The organism is Pantoea sp. SGAir0418 (genome assembly GCF_043529865.1).
On sequence record NZ_CP027912.1, the window covers coordinates 305,270 to 323,873 of the forward strand.

17 protein-coding genes are annotated in these 18,604 nt (G+C 55.1%); 4 read left to right on the forward strand and 13 right to left on the reverse strand.

The genetic code is table 11. From position 1 onward, the window contains the following. Positions 1 to 11 precede the first annotated feature (11 nt). The 7 genes from C1N84_RS20425 to C1N84_RS20455 all read right to left on the reverse strand — a co-directional run bounded on the left by C1N84_RS20425 (position 12) and on the right by C1N84_RS20455 (position 7,068). Positions 12 to 773, reverse strand: a complete 762-nt coding sequence (locus tag C1N84_RS20425; RefSeq protein WP_104187699.1) for a siderophore ABC transporter ATP-binding protein EitC — start codon at positions 771 to 773, stop codon at positions 12 to 14. Further along, complete coding sequence (locus C1N84_RS20430) at positions 773 to 1,810, reverse strand: FecCD family ABC transporter permease (protein WP_394541911.1); 1,038 nt, start codon at positions 1,808 to 1,810, stop codon at positions 773 to 775. The genes C1N84_RS20425 and C1N84_RS20430 overlap by 1 nt, the downstream gene beginning before the upstream one ends. Beyond that, positions 1,810 to 2,808 (reverse strand): siderophore ABC transporter substrate-binding protein EitA, encoded by a 999-nt coding sequence (locus C1N84_RS20435; protein ID WP_262264156.1) that lies wholly within the window; start codon positions 2,806 to 2,808, stop codon positions 1,810 to 1,812. The genes C1N84_RS20430 and C1N84_RS20435 overlap by 1 nt, the downstream gene beginning before the upstream one ends. 288 nt (positions 2,809 to 3,096) lie before the next feature. Then, on the reverse strand, positions 3,097 to 4,299 hold the full coding sequence (locus C1N84_RS20440) for an MFS transporter (RefSeq protein ID WP_264444350.1): 1,203 nt from the start codon (positions 4,297 to 4,299) through the stop codon (positions 3,097 to 3,099). A 45-nt stretch (positions 4,300 to 4,344) separates the two neighbouring features. Beyond that, positions 4,345 to 5,106, reverse strand: a complete 762-nt coding sequence (locus C1N84_RS20445; protein ID WP_264444348.1) for an SDR family oxidoreductase — start codon at positions 5,104 to 5,106, stop codon at positions 4,345 to 4,347. Between the two features lie 56 nt (positions 5,107 to 5,162). Next, positions 5,163 to 5,978 carry an SDR family NAD(P)-dependent oxidoreductase gene (locus C1N84_RS20450; RefSeq protein WP_264444346.1) on the reverse strand — a complete coding sequence of 272 codons (816 nt, stop codon included), beginning with the start codon at positions 5,976 to 5,978 and terminating at the stop codon, positions 5,163 to 5,165. 151 nt (positions 5,979 to 6,129) lie between these two features. Continuing rightward, positions 6,130 to 7,068, reverse strand: coding sequence for a GlxA family transcriptional regulator (locus C1N84_RS20455; protein WP_211725601.1), 939 nt, complete (start codon positions 7,066 to 7,068; stop codon positions 6,130 to 6,132). Between the two features lie 251 nt (positions 7,069 to 7,319). Here C1N84_RS20455 and C1N84_RS20460 point away from each other — a divergent pair, with 251 nt between their 5' ends. Beyond that, complete coding sequence (locus tag C1N84_RS20460; RefSeq protein ID WP_021508771.1) at positions 7,320 to 7,727, forward strand: Rid family hydrolase; 408 nt, start codon at positions 7,320 to 7,322, stop codon at positions 7,725 to 7,727. Between the two features lie 55 nt (positions 7,728 to 7,782). On the opposite strand, the gene C1N84_RS20465 is transcribed toward C1N84_RS20460, so the two are convergent. The 6 genes from C1N84_RS20465 to C1N84_RS20490 form a co-directional block, all read right to left on the reverse strand. Continuing rightward, entirely contained in the window at positions 7,783 to 9,423 is a 1,641-nt protein-coding gene (locus tag C1N84_RS20465; protein WP_264444342.1) for an FGGY-family carbohydrate kinase, read from the reverse strand. A gap of 28 nt (positions 9,424 to 9,451) precedes the next feature. Next, the gene (locus C1N84_RS20470; RefSeq protein ID WP_058781969.1) at positions 9,452 to 10,405 is read right to left on the reverse strand and encodes an ABC transporter permease; all 954 of its coding nucleotides are present in this window, start codon (positions 10,403 to 10,405) and stop codon (positions 9,452 to 9,454) included. A 1-nt stretch (position 10,406) separates the two neighbouring features. Beyond that, on the reverse strand, positions 10,407 to 11,396 hold the full coding sequence (locus C1N84_RS20475; protein ID WP_021508774.1) for an ABC transporter permease: 990 nt from the start codon (positions 11,394 to 11,396) through the stop codon (positions 10,407 to 10,409). Then, a complete protein-coding gene (locus C1N84_RS20480) occupies positions 11,389 to 12,909 on the reverse strand; it encodes a sugar ABC transporter ATP-binding protein (RefSeq protein ID WP_264444754.1) in 1,521 nt (506 codons plus the stop codon). Before C1N84_RS20480 ends, C1N84_RS20475 begins: the two co-directional genes overlap by 8 nt. A gap of 257 nt (positions 12,910 to 13,166) precedes the next feature. Further along, a complete protein-coding gene (locus C1N84_RS20485; protein WP_031279943.1) occupies positions 13,167 to 14,153 on the reverse strand; it encodes an autoinducer 2 ABC transporter substrate-binding protein in 987 nt (328 codons plus the stop codon). A 473-nt stretch (positions 14,154 to 14,626) separates the two neighbouring features. Further along, positions 14,627 to 15,961 (reverse strand): aminotransferase-like domain-containing protein, encoded by a 1,335-nt coding sequence (locus tag C1N84_RS20490; RefSeq protein WP_264444337.1) that lies wholly within the window; start codon positions 15,959 to 15,961, stop codon positions 14,627 to 14,629. A 94-nt stretch (positions 15,962 to 16,055) separates the two neighbouring features. Here C1N84_RS20490 and C1N84_RS20495 point away from each other — a divergent pair, with 94 nt between their 5' ends. From C1N84_RS20495 to C1N84_RS20505, 3 genes are all read left to right on the forward strand, one after another. Continuing rightward, entirely contained in the window at positions 16,056 to 16,958 is a 903-nt protein-coding gene (locus C1N84_RS20495) for a DMT family transporter (RefSeq protein WP_394541912.1), read from the forward strand. A gap of 153 nt (positions 16,959 to 17,111) precedes the next feature. Further along, on the forward strand, positions 17,112 to 17,522 hold the full coding sequence (locus C1N84_RS20500) for an ASCH domain-containing protein (protein WP_021508779.1): 411 nt from the start codon (positions 17,112 to 17,114) through the stop codon (positions 17,520 to 17,522). A gap of 510 nt (positions 17,523 to 18,032) precedes the next feature. Next, the gene (locus C1N84_RS20505; protein ID WP_104093488.1) at positions 18,033 to 18,470 is read left to right on the forward strand and encodes a VOC family protein; all 438 of its coding nucleotides are present in this window, start codon (positions 18,033 to 18,035) and stop codon (positions 18,468 to 18,470) included. The last annotated feature ends 134 nt before the right edge of the window (positions 18,471 to 18,604 follow it).

An 18,604-nucleotide genomic window follows, 5' to 3' on the forward strand; every position in this document is an offset into this window, starting at 1 on the left:
GCTACCTGACCCTAAAGAATGAAATGAATGTGCTTCTTGCCATGAAAGCGGGAGATCTCAATTTTGGTTTTCACCCGGAATACCTGCCAAAGCAGCGCCTCGGTCAGGATATCCTGCGGCGTGCCGGTTGCGATGATTTGACCGTTCTGCATCACGATCAGCGAATCACAGAACATCGATGCGTGGTTGAGATCGTGGATGGCGACAATGCTGGTAACTGGTAACTCGCTGATCAGCTGCATTAATTGCATCTGGTGATGGATATCCAGATGGTTGGTCGGTTCGTCCAGCAGAATTTCGCTCGGCGTTTGCGCCAGTGCGCGGGCAATATGCACACGCTGACGTTCGCCACCGGAGAGACTCAGCCATCCCTGCTCACTTTTCTCCAGCATGTCCACGCGCTGCAGAGCGGCCGTCACGGTTTCGTCATCGTGCGCGCTCCAGTTGGAAAACGGAGAATGATGCGGAATGCGCCCCAGTTTCACTACATCGCGCACACGCATATTGGCGTCAGTCATGCCGTGCTGCTCGACGAATGCTACCCGACGACCAATCTGTTTGCGGGCAATGCGGGCGATATTTTGCCCGTCCAGCGTCACACAGCCGGCATCCGGGCGCCGCAGGCCGGCGAGGATGCGCAGGAGGGAAGATTTGCCGCAGCCGTTTGGACCAATCAGCCCGACAGTTTCACCACGGGAAATGTGCAGCGATACGTTATCGACGATGACCTTTTTTCCGACCTTCCAGCTAATGTTGTCAGCGGAGATACTCATTATTTATTCCCCGAACGCCAGATAATCACCGCAAAGAACGGTCCGCCAACCAGCGCGGTCACAACGCCCACCGGCAGGCTTTGCGGGGCAATCAGCAGGCGCGACGCGATATCTGCCAGCACCATCAGAATGGCACCGGCCAATGCGCTGGCAATCAGCAACGTGCGATGCAGCGGACCAAAGAAGAAACGCATGACATGCGGCACCACCAGGCCAATAAAACCAATCGAACCGGCCATGCTGACGATGGTGGCGGTGATAAGCGCGGTGGTGATAAAGAGCGCAAGGCGCACCTGAGGCACCGCAATACCCAGCGAGGCAGCCGCATCGTCACCAAAGGTGAAAGCATCCAGCGCCCGGGAATAGTAGAGGCAAATGGCCAGTCCGATGGTCACTACCACCAGCACCAGCTGGAGTTCCGGCCAGCGCACGCCACTGAAGCTGCCCAGCAACCAGAACATCACATCGCGCGCCTGCTGCGCACTGGCAGAAGTGCTGATGGTGTAAGCTGTGATGGCATTAAACAGCTGGGAAGCCGCAACGCCGGCCAGGATGGTGCGTTCATTACCGCCGCGCGCCCCTTTCGTCAGAAAAGCGACAAAGGCAAAGGCGGTGAAGGCGCCGGCGAAGGCTCCCGCCGACAACGAGACGGCCCCGCTGCCGATGCCCAACACCACGACAGAAACCGCCCCGGTGGAGGCACCGGCAGAGACACCGAGCACATAAGGCTCAGCCAGCGCATTCTTCAGCAGGCTCTGCAAAACGGCACCGCAAATCGCTAACCCGGCGCCACAGCACGCCGCCACCAGCGCCCGGCTCAGGCGAAAGTCCCAAATCACACTCTCGTAGATGCGGCTCAGGGGAACGTGCGTGAGCCCCATTTTATTACTGATGGCATAAAAGACGCTTTTTAGCGGGATCGACAGCTCTCCGACGCTGACACCGGTCGCAATCACCAGCAATAATAACGCCACGGCAGCCACCAGCGAGGCGGTCAGGAACAGCCCCTGTCGCGCCTGAACAACAGCGATGGTCATCAGTTCAGTTCCAGTTTTCTCATTTGCTCACCCACCTGTTCGGCTCCGTAGATAGTGCGGATGGTCGGGTTCATCGCCTGGCCATCCATCACCACGATGTGGCCTTTTTTCACCGCATCCAGCTGGCTGACGGCGGGATCGCTTTTCAGGAATTTGATTTTCTCTTCGGCTTTATCCAGCGCCCAGCGATTGCGATCGAGACTGGAGACCACGATCACATCCGGATTGGCAGCAATGATGCTCTCCCAGCTGACCGTCGGCCATTCGGTCTCTGACGTGATGGCGTTATGCCCGCCCAGCACGCTGGCGATGAATCCGGATGGACTGTTTTTACCGCCCACATAGGCATCCGCAGACGGTGACGAGCTTGAGAACCAGAACACGAACGAGAGATCTTTCTTGCTGCTACCAAACTCCTGACGCAGTGCCGCTTCACGCTTTTTGAAATCGGCAATCACCGCCTGGCCACGATCTTCCACGTTGAAAATTTTGGCGAAGTCCTGAATCTCCTGATACAGGTACGTCATATCCCACAGCTGCTGGCGACTGCCATACATATCCCCTGCGGCTTTTTTGGTAGCGCACATTCCTGGCGACACATAACTGTTCACGCCAAGGGTGATCAAATCTTCGCGTTTTGCCACCTTGCTCTCGGGTCCCAGCAGCAGCGGCGTCTGGGCAGGAACGAAGTCCGGATTTTGCGCCAGCACGGATTCGAGGGTGGGGATTTCTACCGTTAGCGTTTTGATTTTTGCATTCTGTTCGGCCAGCTGTGGCAACACTTTAGTCGGCCAGAACGCACTGGCGATGACCTTGTCCTGCAGGCCGAGCAGCAGCAAAATTTCTGCGGTATTTTGCCCCAGCGCCACCACGCGCTCAGGCGGCCTGGTGAAGGTCTCTTTATAGCCGCAGTTTTCAATCGTGAGAGGATAGGTGGTGGCCAGCGCAGAGCTAACCGATGCAAACACCAAACATAACGTGCAGATGACCTTTTTCATTTACCCCTATCCCCATTGATATTGTTTTGAGAAGCCCGCGCCGCTTTAATGCAAATGAAACTCATTAACGAAGCGGGCTTTTATACAATGGGCACTTTAAGGTGTCAACGGGAGATTGTTTCCCTGAGTTATCATCGTCATGGGCCTGCCGGGATCGCATACCGGACGTTCTGTAAAAGCCTGTCCGCAGCCAGCCGGTCCCCTTCCCCGCTGACGTCACACGTTTAATGCGCAGAGCGTGCCAGGACAGCATTCGCTTCGCGGCACCGGTAAGCGGCGTCCACCGATTCAGGCCTGACGCTGACCGCACTCAGCGATGTTTACCGGTTGCCTGCGCTTTTCTGACAGCTGCAGACTGACCATCGCCAGCAGAATAAAGGCCACCGACATGCCGATCAGCCCGTAAAAGCCGGCCAGTGGATATATCCATGATGCGACCGCCGAGCCAAAGCCGATACCGCCAAACATGAAGGCACTGGTCAGCGCCAGCGCAATGCCGCGATGGCGGACTGATGCCAGCTCGACGATCCGGCGCTGCTGGCTGGGCCAGAGCAGATCGGTGGCAAACGCCCAGACCACCAGTGCCGCCAGCAGCACGCCCAGCGCTTTCGGCAGCACGGCGATAAGCGCCGTATCGACGATGAGCAGCGTCATGCCGCTCAGCAGCAGCTTCTCAGCGGTAAAGCGTGTCGCCGCGCGGGTGACCCAGAGATTGCCCAGCACCCCGGCAACGCCCAGCACGGCCAGCGCTGCGGAGACCGCATGCGTGCCGCCAGTGTAGGTGTCGCGAATGAGCGGCGCGATAAAAGCGTAAAAGCTGTAAACGCCGGAAGTAATAAAAAACACTACCAGGAAAGCCGTCAGGTATTTGCCATCGGCCAGCACGCCGGCCATCTCACGCAGGCGGATGCGCGTCCCGGCACTGTCATCCGGCACCGTCAGCAAAATGTTCAGCCCGCTCAGCAGACTTAGCAATCCGACCAGCACAAACAGGGCTTTCGCGCCCCACAGGCTGGCTACCCAGGCGGCGAGCGGAATACCGGCAAGGCTTGCCATCGATACCCCGAGCAGCACCATGCCGATGGCCCGGCCGCGCTGCTGTTCATGGACCAGTTCGGAGCCCAGCGCAACCAGCACCGGACCGATGAACCCGGCGCCGGCCCCCATCAGGATGCGTGAGGCGAGCAGTGCGTTGTAGCCCGGCGACAGCACAAACGCGAAGGCGCCCAGGCTAAACAGTGCAATGCCGGTGAGCACCAGCCGGCGACGGCGCAGGTGACCAAACAGCACCTGTACCAGCGGAGCCGCCAGCGCGAAGGTGAGTCCGAAAACACTCAGTAAGCGCGCGCTCTGCGCATCAGTCAGCTGCCAGGCTGCTGAGATGGCCGGCAGACTGCCAGCGACAGAGAGCGCGCCGGTAGCCTGTACGAAGTAGGCAATGCTCAGCGCACGCAGCGCGCGGCGCTGGGAAGAGGTGATGACAGCGTTCATTATGTCTCTCCGGCATAAACTTCAGGGGCGGTGCCCCTGAAATGTTTACTGAACAGGAATCGGGTTATCCGCCACAGACTGGTTGAACTGATTCACCAGCGTATGCTCGTTCGCGCCCGGGTTATCGCGCACCGGCAGCACGCGGTCGACAATCGCTTCGATGGTGTCGGTACCCAGCTTTTCAAACGTCTCGCTGATGAAGGCGTCCAGCGGCATGGCGCGCGGGTCGCCGCTTTTATAAATCAGATCGGTATCCACCCACGGCGGTGAAATTTCGATGACCTGCACGCCGGTATCACGCAGCAGGAAGCGCTGCGACAGGGTATAGGAGTGAATCGCGGCCTTGGTGGCTGAGTAAAGCGCGTTGGTCGCCAGCGGCAGGAAGGCCAGCACCGAGCTGTTGTTAATCAGCACCGCGTCCGGCTGCTGCTTCAGGTGTTCGATAAACGCCGCACTGACGCGCACCGGTCCCAGAATGTTGGTGTTGAGCAGCGTCACCGCCTGCGCGTCATCCAGTTCGCCCGCCGCGTTGTCAAACGGCATGATGCCAGCATTATTGATGACCACGTTCAGGGCCGGATAGCGTTCCAGCACGCTCTGTGCCGCGGCCTGAATGCTGTCGGCGCGCGTGACGTCCAGCACCACATAGTCCATGCCCGGACTGGCGGCGGTGACTTCCTGCAGCAGCACCTCGCGGCGTCCGGAGATAATCACCTGGTTGCCCAGCTGATGAAATTTTTCTGCCATTGCGCGGCCGATGCCAGAAGTGCCGCCCGTGATGAAGATGGTGTTATCGGTCAGTTTCATGATCTGATTCCTTAATAGGACAGTTATTGGGATTGCGATTCTGAATAAGGGGGCATTCAGTGCACAGAGACGGGCCGATAGCGTTCAGCCGGCGCGTCGCTGCCGAGATGCGGCATCATGGCCTGACGCGCCTGCTCATAGCGGGTCCAGAGCGCTTCGTCCTGCAGGGACGGAATGGTAATGAGCTCGCCGCGGGCGAAGCCGGTGAGCGCCGCATCAACCATCTCCTGCGCGCTCATGACGATGTGCGGGTCAAGCTGGTCAACCGGCAGACCGCCGTTATCCCAGAACGGCGTCGCGGTAGCGCCAGGCAGTACAGCCTGCACCTGAATCCCCTTACCGGCCAGTTCATGGTGCAGCGACTGACTGAACGCCAGCACGTAAGCCTTGCTGCCGCCGTAGACGCCATTCAGCAGCTCAGGCGCAATGCTGACGATCGAGGCGATGTTGATGATGGCGCCGCGTCCGCGCGCCACCATGCCCGGCACCAGCGCATAGGTCAGGCGGGTCAGCGCGATGACGTTGAGGTTAATCATGGCGTTCATCTGCGTCACGTCGCTGTCCAGCAATGGGGTATGGGTGCCGATGCCGGCGTTATTCACCAGCAGTGTGATGCTCGCGTCCTGACGCAGCTTTTCTTCCAGCGCGTTCAGCTGTGCAGCATCGGCCAGGTCCGCGGTGATAACTTCCACGCTGCGGCCGCTGTCGGTGGTGATGTGTTCAGCCAGCTGGTTCAGGCGGTTGTGATTGCGGGCCACGATGATCAGGTCATAGCCCATGCGTGCCAGGCGGCCGGCGTACAGTGCGCCCATACCGGTAGAGGCACCGGTGACAACGGCAGTGCCGCGGTTGGTGTGTGTCTGCTGCGTCATGATATTCACCTTGTCAGTTATCGGGTTGGTGAATTCATAGTACGCAGTCGCGCACCGGCGCGGCTGACGAGAAAGGTCGTGATTTCGGACAACATGATGACCGGGATTCCGGCCATCGTGATCAGAAGGCGTTCAGGCGTGACAGCGCGCGTCAGGCTTTACCGGTGCGCAGCGACTGCGGCGGAATGCCGTAACCGCGAATGAAGACCTCACGCATGTGGCGGCGGTCGCGGAAGCCGGATTCACGGGCTATCACCTCCATCGGCAGCCTGCTCTGCTCGATCAGCAAGCGGGCGTTTTCCAGTCGTAATCCCTCGATGGCTTTGGCCGGCGACTTGCCCGTCTCAGAACGGAACAGGCGGCTGAGCTGCCGCGCGCTCAGGTGAACCGCATCCGCAAGGTCTTCGATGGTCAGCGCTTTGCTGAGATTGTTGCGCGCATATTCCAGCGCCGACTGCAGCCGGTCGCTGCGCGGAGAGAGCATCAGCATCTCAGAGTGCTGCGTCTGTCCGCCGGAGCGGCGGTGATGCATGACCAGCAGGTGTGCCACACTGCGTGCCACTTCGGCACCAAGATCTTTCTCCACCATTCCCAGCGCCATATCCAGCCCGGCGGTGAGTCCCGCCGAGGTCCAGATGTGATCGTCAATAATGAAGATGCGGTCTTCTTCTATTCGCGTCGTCGGGTGCAGCAGTTGCAGACTCTGGGCATGTACCCAGTGCGTAGTGGCGCGGCGCTCCGATAACAGACCGGCCTGCCCCAGCACGAATGCGCCGGTGCAGATCCCGGCCACCCGCCGGGCACGGGGAGCCTGCGCCTGCAGAAAATCAACGATACCCGGTGTGGCCGGTTGCTCCAGCGGCGCCATCACGCCCGCCACCAGCCAGGTATCCATTTCCAGGTCGGCATGAATCGGCTGGCTGTCGACGCCGAAGCCGGCAGAGGATTTCACGGTGCCACCGCGCTCTGAATAAACCGTGCAGTGATAAAACGGTTCGCCGTTTACCTGATTGGCAAACTCAAAAATACTTAGAGTTGATAATCCCAGAACCTGGAAATGATCGGAAATCAGTAAACCTACCCGGTGCATCGTCGTCTCCTTCAGTCGTCCGGCACCGTCTGCCACACTGTGTCCGGCCTGATGTTAAGCAGGGTGAGCCATGACAATAACCCGATTTCGCTCAGCGGTATCACCTGTGGAAAAATAAAAAAGGCGATGACACCGACCTGCTGCGGATCTTCTGCGCCGTTTTATGTTAAGAGTACCCGATCGGGCAGTTCGCCAGACATGCGGTTTTAAACAGGCGGCCATTGCCCAGGTCATCAATCAGAGAAAAAACCATGAAAAAATCGATCGTTCCTGAAGAATTTCAGCACTATTACCATGACTGGCACTTCTCTCCCGTTATCGAAGCCGATGGCACCCTGTATCTTTCCGGTGTAACGGCAGCGCGGAAAGACAAACCGATAAGTACCCACCCTGAAGAACAATTCCATGATGCGTTTTACAAGCTGGGTGTGTATTTAAACGCGGCCGGACTGGACTATGAACATATACTGGAGATGACCACCTTTCATATCGATCTTAAAAAACACATCGGGGTATTCTCTAAGGTCAAAGATGTGTATATCAAAGCCCCCTACCCGGCATGGTCTGCCATCGGCGTGTCAGAGTTCATTCCGGAAAACGCCCTGGTGGAAATGCGGATTGTGGCGAAAAGGGTGCTTCAGGCGGATGGGCAAAAATAACCGCAACCGCCGCTTCCGTCACAGGGCTGTGATTACAGCCCTGCTTCTTCCGCATTTATTCAGTTTTTCCCTGCATCAGCTGCCGGTATTTCATGCTGTCATGGTACATCTCATGGAATACGCGGTATTTACGGTCGTAATACTCTTTGATTTTGTTGGTCTGCGGCGTGATGGTCTTACCGATGCGGCTCATGGCGGCCATCGCTTCGGGCAAAGAGTCGTACGCGCCCGCCGCCACAGTGCCCATCATCGCGCTGCCGAGCAACATGGCTTCACTCTCTTCCGGCAACAGCATCGCGCAGCCCGTCGCGTTGGAGTGCTCCTGTACAAAGATGGGATTTTTGGTGCCGCCCCCGCTGGCCATAATGGTATCAATGCAGTAACCACTCTGGTTCATGGTCTCAATAATGTGACGAGTGCCAAGCGCCAGCGCCTGAATGGTGGCGAGATAATGCAGCGCCATGTCTTCCGGCGTGCGTGACAGTTTCAGGCCAGTCAGCGTGCCGGTCAGGGTCGGATTGGCACGCGGTGAGCGGTTGCCATGGAAATAAGGCAGCATATGAATGTCTTTGGTCAGGAAGGCAATATTCTCGGGTTCTCCCGCCATCTTGCGCAGTATGCCGTTGAGCACTTCATAGATGGTTTTGCCGCTGTCTTTGCCCTGCTTGAGCAGATCCTGATAACACGGATGCGACTGAATCACATGGTCAATCAGCGCGCCGGTGGTGGATTGTCCGCCTTCGTTCAGCCAGTAATCCGGCAAAATCGACGAATAGTACGGCCCCCAGATGCCACCGATATAGCGCGCGCTGCGCGACATCGCCATATGGGCCGTGGACGTGCCGCCAATCAGCGCGATGCGGTTGTCAAAATCCGCTGATTCGCCGGATGCGCCGCTGGCACCGAGAATACCGAGGCTGCCGGCGTGCGCATCAATAATCGAAACGCTGACCGCCGTGCCCGCCATTAACCCCATCTCTGCGGCGGCGCGCTGCGTCAGGCCATGCCCCAGCGGCTCACCCATGGTTTTCACTTCGCTGCCGATCTTTGCCGCGTTGTTTTCCAGTAAATCCTCCAGGCCAATCTGGCGGAAATAGCTCGGATCCCAGCGGTCTTCATGGCCGATATAGGTCCATTTGCAGACGGTTGAGCACAGCGATCGCGTAGTATCCTGGGTGGCACGCCAGGTGAGGAAATCCGGCAGGTCGAAAAGATGCCCGACGTTGCTCCAGGTGGTCGGCATGTGCTGTTTCAGCCACAGCAGTTTGGGGGTCTGCATTTCCGGCGAGATAATCCCGCCGACAAACTCCAGCACGCGATGGCCGGTGGCATTGATGCGTTCTGCCTGCGTGATAGCGCGGTGATCCATCCAGACAATAATGTTCTGCTCGCTGCGCCCGGTCGGGCTCACGGTCAGCGGTTTGCCTTCTTTATCCAGCACCACCAGCGAACAGGTGGCGTCAAAACCGATGCCTTTCACCTGAATCGGGTTGATATCCGCCTGACTGACCACGTCTTTAATCGCGTTACACACGGACTGCCAGATCTCATCAGAGGATTGCTCAACAAAATCAGCTTTCGGGCGGTAGAGCGTGATCTCCCGGCTGGCCTGGCCGAGCATACGGCCAGTCATATCGAAGACGCCCGCGCGGGCGCTGCCGGTTCCTACGTCGACGCCAATAAAATAACTCGCCATGTTCTTTCCTTTCTTGAAAAGCTTTCGCTTATGATTTTCTGTTTTGCAGAGCGATAAACAGGATCAGGACACAACCCCACAGCGCCATGGTCAGGTAACTACTGACGCCCATCAGGTTCAGGCCGCTTTCCAGCATTTGCAGCACGATGAGCGCCAGCACCAGCCCAATCACCCGGCCAAAACCGCCGTCAGGGTTAATGCCGCCAAGCACCGAGGCCAGAATGGTCACCAGTAAATAGGAGTCGCCGTAGCCAGCCTGTGCCGAGTTAAATTTGGACATCATTAGCAGTGCCGCGCCCCACCCCAGCAGAGCTGAAAGGACGTACACCGCGATGGTGACTTTATGCGTGTTGACCCCGCTGAACCGCGTCGCCTGCTCGCTGGAACCCATCAGATACAGGCTGCGGCCGAGCGTAGTGTGTTCCAGAAACACCCACAGCAGCAGTGCCACCAGCAGGAATAGCACCAGGGCGACCGGAATACCCAGCAGGCTGCCGTTGCTGAGGTACTGAATCACCGGCGGGAAGCCGGAAATTACCGCGCCGTTGGTCAGCAGAATATTCAGTCCGGCGATCAGCGTCATGGTGCCGAGGGTCGCCAGAATCGGTGAAACCCCGATAAAGGCGATCAGCGCGCCATTGAGCACCCCAATCACCAGCGCCACCGCCAGACCCGCAAGCAGCGCCAGCGCGACATATTCCGGCTGGTTCGGATGCGCCACCAGAATCGCCGCCATCACCAGCGAACACGCGTTGGCACCGGCAATGATCGAAAGGTTGATCCCGCCGGTCAGCATGGTAATGCCCATCCCCAGCGCCAGCATGCCCAGAATCGGTAACTGCGAGGAGATCGACTGGAAATTGCCGACGCTGTAAAAGCTGCCACCCAGCGTAAAGGAGAACAGCACGGCAACGGCCACAATGATCAGCAACTGCAAACGGATGATGCGGTCGCCGGGGAAGAATCGGTTTAAGGTGGTCATGTCACATCCCCTTCGCCAGTTTGCGTTTTTCGTTCCACGCGGTGCTGCTAATGCTGACCAGAATGATCGCGCCGCTGAACACCTGATGCCAGTAAGATGAAATGCTCAGCAGGGTCATGCCATTTTGCAGGAAGGCCAGCAGCATCACGCCCAGAATGGTGCCGGTTAGCGAGCCGCGCCCGCCGGTCATGCTGGTGCCGCCTAATACCACCGCCGCCAGCACCGTCAGTTCATAACCGAGCAGGGAATTAGGTGCCACCGACTGGGTAATTTGCGCCTGTACCACCGCAGCAATACCCGCCAGCAATCCCATAAAACCGTAAACGTAAAAATGCAGCCGCAGGATGTTCAGACCGAGACGCGATGCGGCGTCACGGTTGCTGCCCATGGCGTAAATCTGGCGACCCACGCGGGTGCGATTCATCAGGACGCCGGTAACGATGATCACTCCCAACAGGCAAAGCAGCGGCAGGGTCAGGCCATAGTCGTAACCGTCGGCGGCGGTGAACGAGAACCAGCTGATCCCATTCATAAACCAGTCGGGGAAACCGTACAACCAGGTGCCGTTAGTCAGATACACCAGCAAACCGTAAAACAGGTTGAGTGTCGCGATAGTGATAATGATGGCCGGCACGCGCAGCCAGTACACCAGAAAACCGTTGACCAGGCCGAGCAGCAAACCGATTCCCATCGACATGGCAAACGCCAGCGGAAAGCTGCCGCCGTGATGAATGATGTAGCTCGCCATCACGTACTGACCGATGGAGGTGACAGCGGGAAAGGAGATGTCGATGCCGCCGGCAATCAGCACCACAAACAGACCACAGGCCAGAATGCCCAGAATGGCATAGCTGGTGGCGACGTCTGTCAGGTTACCCAGCGTCATAAATTCACTGCTGCTGGCGCTCAGACCCACCACCAGCAGCAGCACCAGTAATCCCAGCCAGAATTCGTGCTGAGTAAACAGTTTCGATAGCGATTTGTTACCCATTAATCACCTCCGCAATCTGCGCTTCGCTGCTCTGGTGCGGCGCGAACTCCGCTACCAGTTCGCCTTTGCGCATCACCAGCACGCGATGGCTGTTGTAATACGCTTCCGGGATTTCATCGCAAATCATCAGCACCGCCATGCCGGATTCCGCCAGATCGCGGGCAATGCGGTAAATGCCTTCTTTATTGGCAATATCCACCCCTACCGTTGGTGAATCGAGGATCAGGATATGGGGCCGCGTCGCCACCCATTTGGCGATGGCGATACGTTGTGCATTGCCGCCGGAGAGCGTTTTAACCGGTAAACTGCTGTCCGGGACTTTAATGTTCAGGTCACGGATCAGGTCTTTAACCACCGCCGCGGCTTTGCGGTGATCCATTAATCCGGTGCCGGTATGCAGCTTGTCGAAAATCGATACCAGCGTGTTGTCATAAATGGATTGATCCATGATGAGCCCCTGCGTCAGTCGGTCTTCCGACACATAGGCGATGCCGTGACGAATGGCGTCGCGGTTAGAGTGGAATTTCACCACCTTGCCGTTAATGCGGATCTCTCCGCTGTCCGGCTGGCTCATGCCAAACAGGCTCAGACAGAGTTCCGTGCGGCCCGAACCGAGCAGGCCGATAATCGACGTAATTTCTCCCTGGCGCAGCGACAGCGAAATATCGTGGTACTGCCCTTTACGGCTCAGCTGGCTGACTTCCAGCAGCGGCGTCACATCGGCCGGCGCCCGGTGTGGCAGGTGGCTGTAGGTAAAGCGCTGCCCGGTCATCAGGAACGCCAGTTCATGGCTGTCGAGTTCACTGGCCGGATAGGTGCCGACCAGTTTGCCGTCGCGCATCACGCTGATACGATCGGCCACTTCCATCACTTCATCGAGACGGTGACTGACGAACACCACGCAGATACCGGCGGCTTTGAGTTCATTCACCACCCGCAGCAAACCATTCACCTCGCTGCGGGTCAGTGACGCCGTCGGTTCATCCATAATCACCAGGCTGGCGTCAGCAGCGATGGCACGGCATATTGCCACTAACTGGCGGTCGGCGATCGACAGCTTTTCAACTTTACGATCCGGATCCAGAGCAACGCCGACCCGTTGCATCGCCGCCAGTGCTTTTTTGCGCATTGACTCGCGATGTACCCAGAAATCACCGCCCGGTAAATAGCGGTGAATAACGATATTTTCGGCGACTGACAGATTGGGAAATAACGACAAATCCTGATAAATAACCTGAATGCCGTAATAAGAAGATAGCTGTGGCGTCAGGGTATGAAAGAGTTTTCCGTCCAGCGTGATGGCCGCGCCTTTTTCCGGTTGATAAACCCCGGAAATGACTTTAATTATGGTGCTTTTGCCGCAGCCATTCTGCCCGGCCAGACAATGCACCTCACCTTTATTCAGCGTCAGGCTGACATTATCCAGTGCTAATACGCCGGGGAACTTTTTACTGATTTTTTCGAGGCTAATAAAGGCCTCAGCATTGGCGGGGGACGTGCTGAGCGTATTCATCATAGATCCTTAAGCCTGCCCATCCTATTTCCAGTCGGGTGTTGACGATGCTCGCTTATCCGAATCATTTATTTAAATCTCATCGAATTTCACTGACTTTCGCCGCGCCTGACGCGAATTATTCAGGGTATATGTTTTCAATTTCTGAGTAGAAGTTCAGATACAGCACAACATACAACGCCGTATCTGTTTCTATTTGCCTGGTGTGGCGCTGGAGATAATCTATCTCCGTTAAATTAAGGTGTTAAACATTCTGATCAGAAGCCAAGTGATTTCGCATTCTCTGGCGTTACTTCGAGAATTTTATTAAAGCGAATCACTTTCTTATCCATATCGACATCGGCTTTGCCCAGACCTTCAATGCTCAGGTCTTTAGTGACTTCTTTACCCTGCAGCAGCTGATCGGCCACCGAAACCAGGGCGTAACCGGCATCTTTTGGATCCCACAGCAGGACTTTCTTAATGTCACCGCGCATCAGGTATGGCGCAGCCTGTGCTGGCATCGCAATACCGACAACCGCGATTTTATTTTTCGCCCGCTTCTGCTGAACCGCCTGACCGGCACCGATCGGACCGAGCGAGCCGAAACCGATAATCCCTTTCAGATCAGGATAGGTTTTCATCAAATCCAGCGTGGTGGAGTATGACTTATCAATATTTTCAGCCACTGGCAGGCGTGACGTGACTTCATGCATGTCCGGGTATTTTTCTTTCTGATATTTGATTGCCGCATTGGCCCACGCATTATGCAATGGCACGGTCAGTGAGCCGACATAAATGGCATAACCGCCTTTGCCACCCATATCTTTTGCCAGCTCGTCCATATTGGCTTCCGCATATTTCTGGCTGTCGATGGTTTCAACATCCCACTGACCAATTTGCTGGTCCGGCGATTCATGGGTTAATACCACGATGCCCTGGTCGCGCGCTTTTTTCAGTACCGGCTCCAGTACTTTGGCATCGTTTGGCACCACAATGATGGCGTCAACTTTTTTGGCAATCAGATCTTCAATCACCTTGACCTGCTGCGCCGGATCGGGCGTGGAGGCGCCAACCTGATAGGCGTTAACATCCAGTTTCTGCGCGGCTTCTTTTACGCCGACTTCCATGCGGGTGAACCACGGAATACCGGTAACTTTGGCCACCACGGCGATATCGTAAGGTTTGGCAGCGAATGAGGGTGTTGTGAATAACATGCACGCTGAAACCACACATGCACTGACTAATGCGAGGTTAAATTTCATTTTGGTACCTTTCTGATGAGGTTCTGGTATAGGGAACAGGCGGTTGCTATTTAATTCACGCTCAGAGATTAACTTACCCGTACATAGGTTTTCGCGCAGATGTGAAGGAAATGTGAGCAAAGCCCATAAATGTTAAATTTTATAATCATATATGTTAAATAATAGTTAATTGAGAGAAAGTTGTGGCACGATTCTGAGCTTTATGATGGCTTCTGCTGCCATTTTACAACATTAAAAGATCTATTAATTAACAATATTGTTACATTTAAAACACTCCGCAACGGGTTTTATGACTGCAAAGTCACCGCGATGTCTTTTAAATTGCACGGATTGTGAACAGCGTCACTGGAGCAGGCGAAGAGGTTTTGCACTGCCTGTGCAGATGCTCGGGCATGATGTAAGCCACATCCACACCAGAGGCAGGTGGGCATGCACGCAGCTACGGTTTGTTATGAGCGAGGAGCGGACAGCGCTCAAAGATCAATCTCATACTCAATAGCCTCTTTAATTTTCGCCAGGGCCTCGCTCAGCTGATTCATCGTGACTGAGCCAAGAGCCAGACGAATAGCATGCGGCACACAGTTTGAGGTGCTAAAGGGTTCTGCTGTGGCAACAGAGATATGTTGCTGCATCAATCGGTGAACAAGCCTGTCAGCTCTCACTTCCTGAGGCAGTGATAGCCAGATAAAGTAAGAGTTGTCATGGCTTACCCATTCACAGTTCACAAGTATTTTGCGCGCCAGCGCCTGCCGGTGACGCGCGTCCCGTCTTTTCAGCGCCTCAAAGCGTTTAAGTGTGCCATCTTTAATCCAGTCGCAGACAATCGAAACCATGAGGGAGGAAGTATTCCAGGTCGTTGCCCTGATGGCTCGCTCCAGGGTAATTCGCATTTCAGCGGGACACACCACGGCACCGACGCGCAGGCCAGTGGCGACACTTTTAGCAAAACCGGTAACATAAACGGTTCTTTCGGGCGCATAAGTGGCAAGCGGCGGCGGTGGACGACGGACAAGAAATGCATAGGCCGCGTCTTCGATGATAAGAAGATCGAACGTTCTGGCAATCCGGGCCAGCTCCCTGCGCTGGGCATCATTCATAACCCAGCCAAGCGGGTTATGCAGTGTTGGCATGGTATACACCGCGCGCAGGCGCCGGCGTTGGCAGATTTGCCTGAATGCCGTCAGGTCCGGTCCACTGGCATCAGCGGGTATCGCCACCAGCTCCAGATGATAGAGGCTGGCCAGGGCTTTGAAGCCAGGATAGGTCAGAGCATCTACAGCCACCACATCCCCGGGTTTCAGCAGCCCCATAACAGCAACGCTAAGACCGTGCTGCGCGCCATTTACAATCAAAACCTCATCAGCAGACGCGGTCATGCCGGAGTCATTAAGCCATAACGCGATTGTCTCCCTGTCGCTTTGCCTGCCAGCGTGCGGCTGGTAACGCAACAGTGAAGCCAGATCGCCAGATGTGGCCAGCTGTCGCATTGCTTCGCGTAATCGTTCCGCCTGGTCCGGTAGCGAAGGATAGTTGAAGTTCAGATCGAGCACGTCAGACGCCACTGCGTGCTGATCCAGACCCAGCCCGGCGGGCAGCGAAATTTCTCTGACAAACGTTCCTCTTCCGGTTTCTCCGCTCACCAGCCCCATGGCTTCCAGCTCAGCGTAAACGCGGGTAGCCGTTGCCAGTGACACGTGCTTTTCAGCCGACAGCGCTCTGTGGGTAGGCAGGCGGGCGCCCGGCAGGAGCGCGCCTGTTCGTATCGCGGAAGCGAATTCATCCACGATGACTTTGTATCGAGCTTTCATGGATTGTATCTATGACAATTATTTGATTGTCATAGATGCTGTTACTTAGCATGGGCGCTGTCAACGTTATCTGTTAAATCATTTATCGAACTTAATGAGGTCATTTGTGACAGCTACCAGGGTAATAAATACACATACTGGCCTGAAGTCAGGTTGGCTGAACGGGCTGACCGGCGTGATCATCTTCAGTGGCTCTTTGCCCGCAACACGCATAGCAGTGCGGGAAATGGATCCCTTTTTTCTGACTTTTTCACGCGCTGCAATTGCCGGTGTGCTGGCCATTATGCTGATTCTCTTTTTAAGTCAGGCTCGTCCTCAGCGACATCAGCTGATTTCTCTGGTTGTCGTTGCTGCAGGTGTAGTGGTTGGTTTTCCTCTTCTGACAGCCATGGCGCTGCAGCACGTTACCTCGGCTCACTCTATTGTCTTCCTCGGTCTGCTGCCCATGGCGACGGCTATTTTCGGCGTTATCCGGGGAGGCGACAGGCCCAGGCTGGCTTTCTGGATTTTTTCTGTTGCCGGCAGTCTGCTAGTGATGGGATTTGCCCTACTCCAGAAGGGTTCTGTATCAGTAACCGGCGATCTTCTGATGCTGGCTTCCGTGATTGTGTGTGGCCTCGGCTATGCCGAAGGTGCAAAGCTTTCGCGTGAATTGGGAGGATGGCAGGTTATCTGCTGGGCACTGATTATGTCCCTGCCGCTGATGCTTGTTGCCACCCTGGAGACCTTGCCGGAGAACATGGGCGAAATAAGCCTGCAGGCGTGGCTTTCACTGGGATATGTATCGCTGTTCAGTATGCTGATTGGTTTCATTTTCTGGTACAGGGGACTGGCTGCGGGCGGCATCGCCGCTGTGGGACAATTACAGTTGCTGCAGCCATTCTTTGGTCTCGGGCTTTCAGCAACGTTACTGTCTGAAACGGTAAGCCCGATGATGATTCTCATAACGCTCGGCGTAATCCTTTGTGTCATTGGCTCGCGCAGGTTTGCACTTTAGGTCTTAGCCTCCTGTCGTCTGGATTTACGTAAGTGTCCGCGTTGAGCAAAAAGTGGACCACGATATGCGACGATCAGCCTGATTCTCAATACCGGAACAGTTCATGCTATAAACGATTTAACTTTTCATTCACCGACGATTGAGGGAATTTTCATGTTTGCGGTTGAGGAAATAAAAGTGAAGTATCCTGGCGCAGATGCCTGGCAAATGGGTGACAGCGCAGAACTGGCCAGCAAGCTGGCGGAACTGGTAAAAAAAGGCATCAAAACAGCTTCCTGCGGATCGTTTACCGCTTACCAGCAGGAGGAGTCTGCTCCGAAGATTGGGAGCTATAACATTATTCTTGATGGTCAGAATACCCCGGTCTGTGTGATCAGATTGATTTCACTGCGGCTGGTGCGTTTTTGTGATGTTACAGAAGCGTTTGCCCGCAAAGAAGGTGAAGGCGATTTAAGTCTTGAATTCTGGCAGAAAGAACACCAGCGCTTTTTTAGCCGTGAAGGTCATTTTTCAGAAGATATGGAGTTGATTGCTGAAGAATTTGAAGTGGTAGAAGTGCTGTAAGATCAGGCAAAAGGTCAGCATTTTATCGGCGGCCATCAATAATAATGTCCGCTTTTAGCCTACAGAGGACTTAGCACAAGTCCATTTCAGCTATGAGCGCGAAGCGGTCATCAGCTATTTATCGACAAAAAATGCAGGCTTATAGCATAATGCTTATCAATTGAGAGTAAACAGCAGGCACATTTTTGTAGCGGTGCAATTTATTGCGCGAAGCATTGATGGGCACGGTGCTACTATTAGTAGGCGCGATTAATCGCGCCGCTACGAAATGTGCGGTAAGTGAATTTGGGACTTAACTGAACGGCATTAAGGCTTATAGCATGGTTGCTTATTTATCAACGGGAGCTGGTTTCTATCCATCTGATGCTGTGTATCCATCATAAATGCATAGTTAAACCGATTTCAGTAATGCTTTTTCCTGTACAAATCCCATCGCATTTATTGTGTAGCAATAAAGCTTTCTTTTCATATAGTTGGATAGTCAATTTTCGAAACTCAGCAGGTAATCGAATGATCTTAAGTGTTAATCACGTTGGTTTTTCAGTTAAAAACATTGAAGACTCCGTGTTCTTCTGGACTCATATCCTTGGAGGTGAATTAATACGCGAAGGAAAAATGTCTGGACCCATAATCGATGAAGTCACAGGTGCAAGGGGAGCTGATGTACGGATGGCTTTGCTTGAACTGGCTGGTATCAAAATTGAATTACTACAATATAGTAATATAGAGCAGCCAGCAGAACCTTCAGCACCTTATATCCCAGGCTACGCTCACCTTGCTTTTACAGTTGAAGATCTTGATACACTGTTGAGCAAAGCATCGGACTATGGCTGGAAGACGCCGGGTAAACCTCAGACAGTGTTGTCAGGCCCCATGAAGGGAACCAGAGTAATATATTTACAAAGCCCTGATGGTCAGACGCTAGAGTTGATGGAGCACAGTCAATGAAGTCCACATGGCATAGCCCGTTATCTGCTTATTGAAACAGTGATGTTTGCAAAGTCCGCTTCTGGCACAAAGCGGACAGACGCGGAGCATGGTCCGCTATGAGCGAAAAGCGGACACTTAAAACTGATATTTGT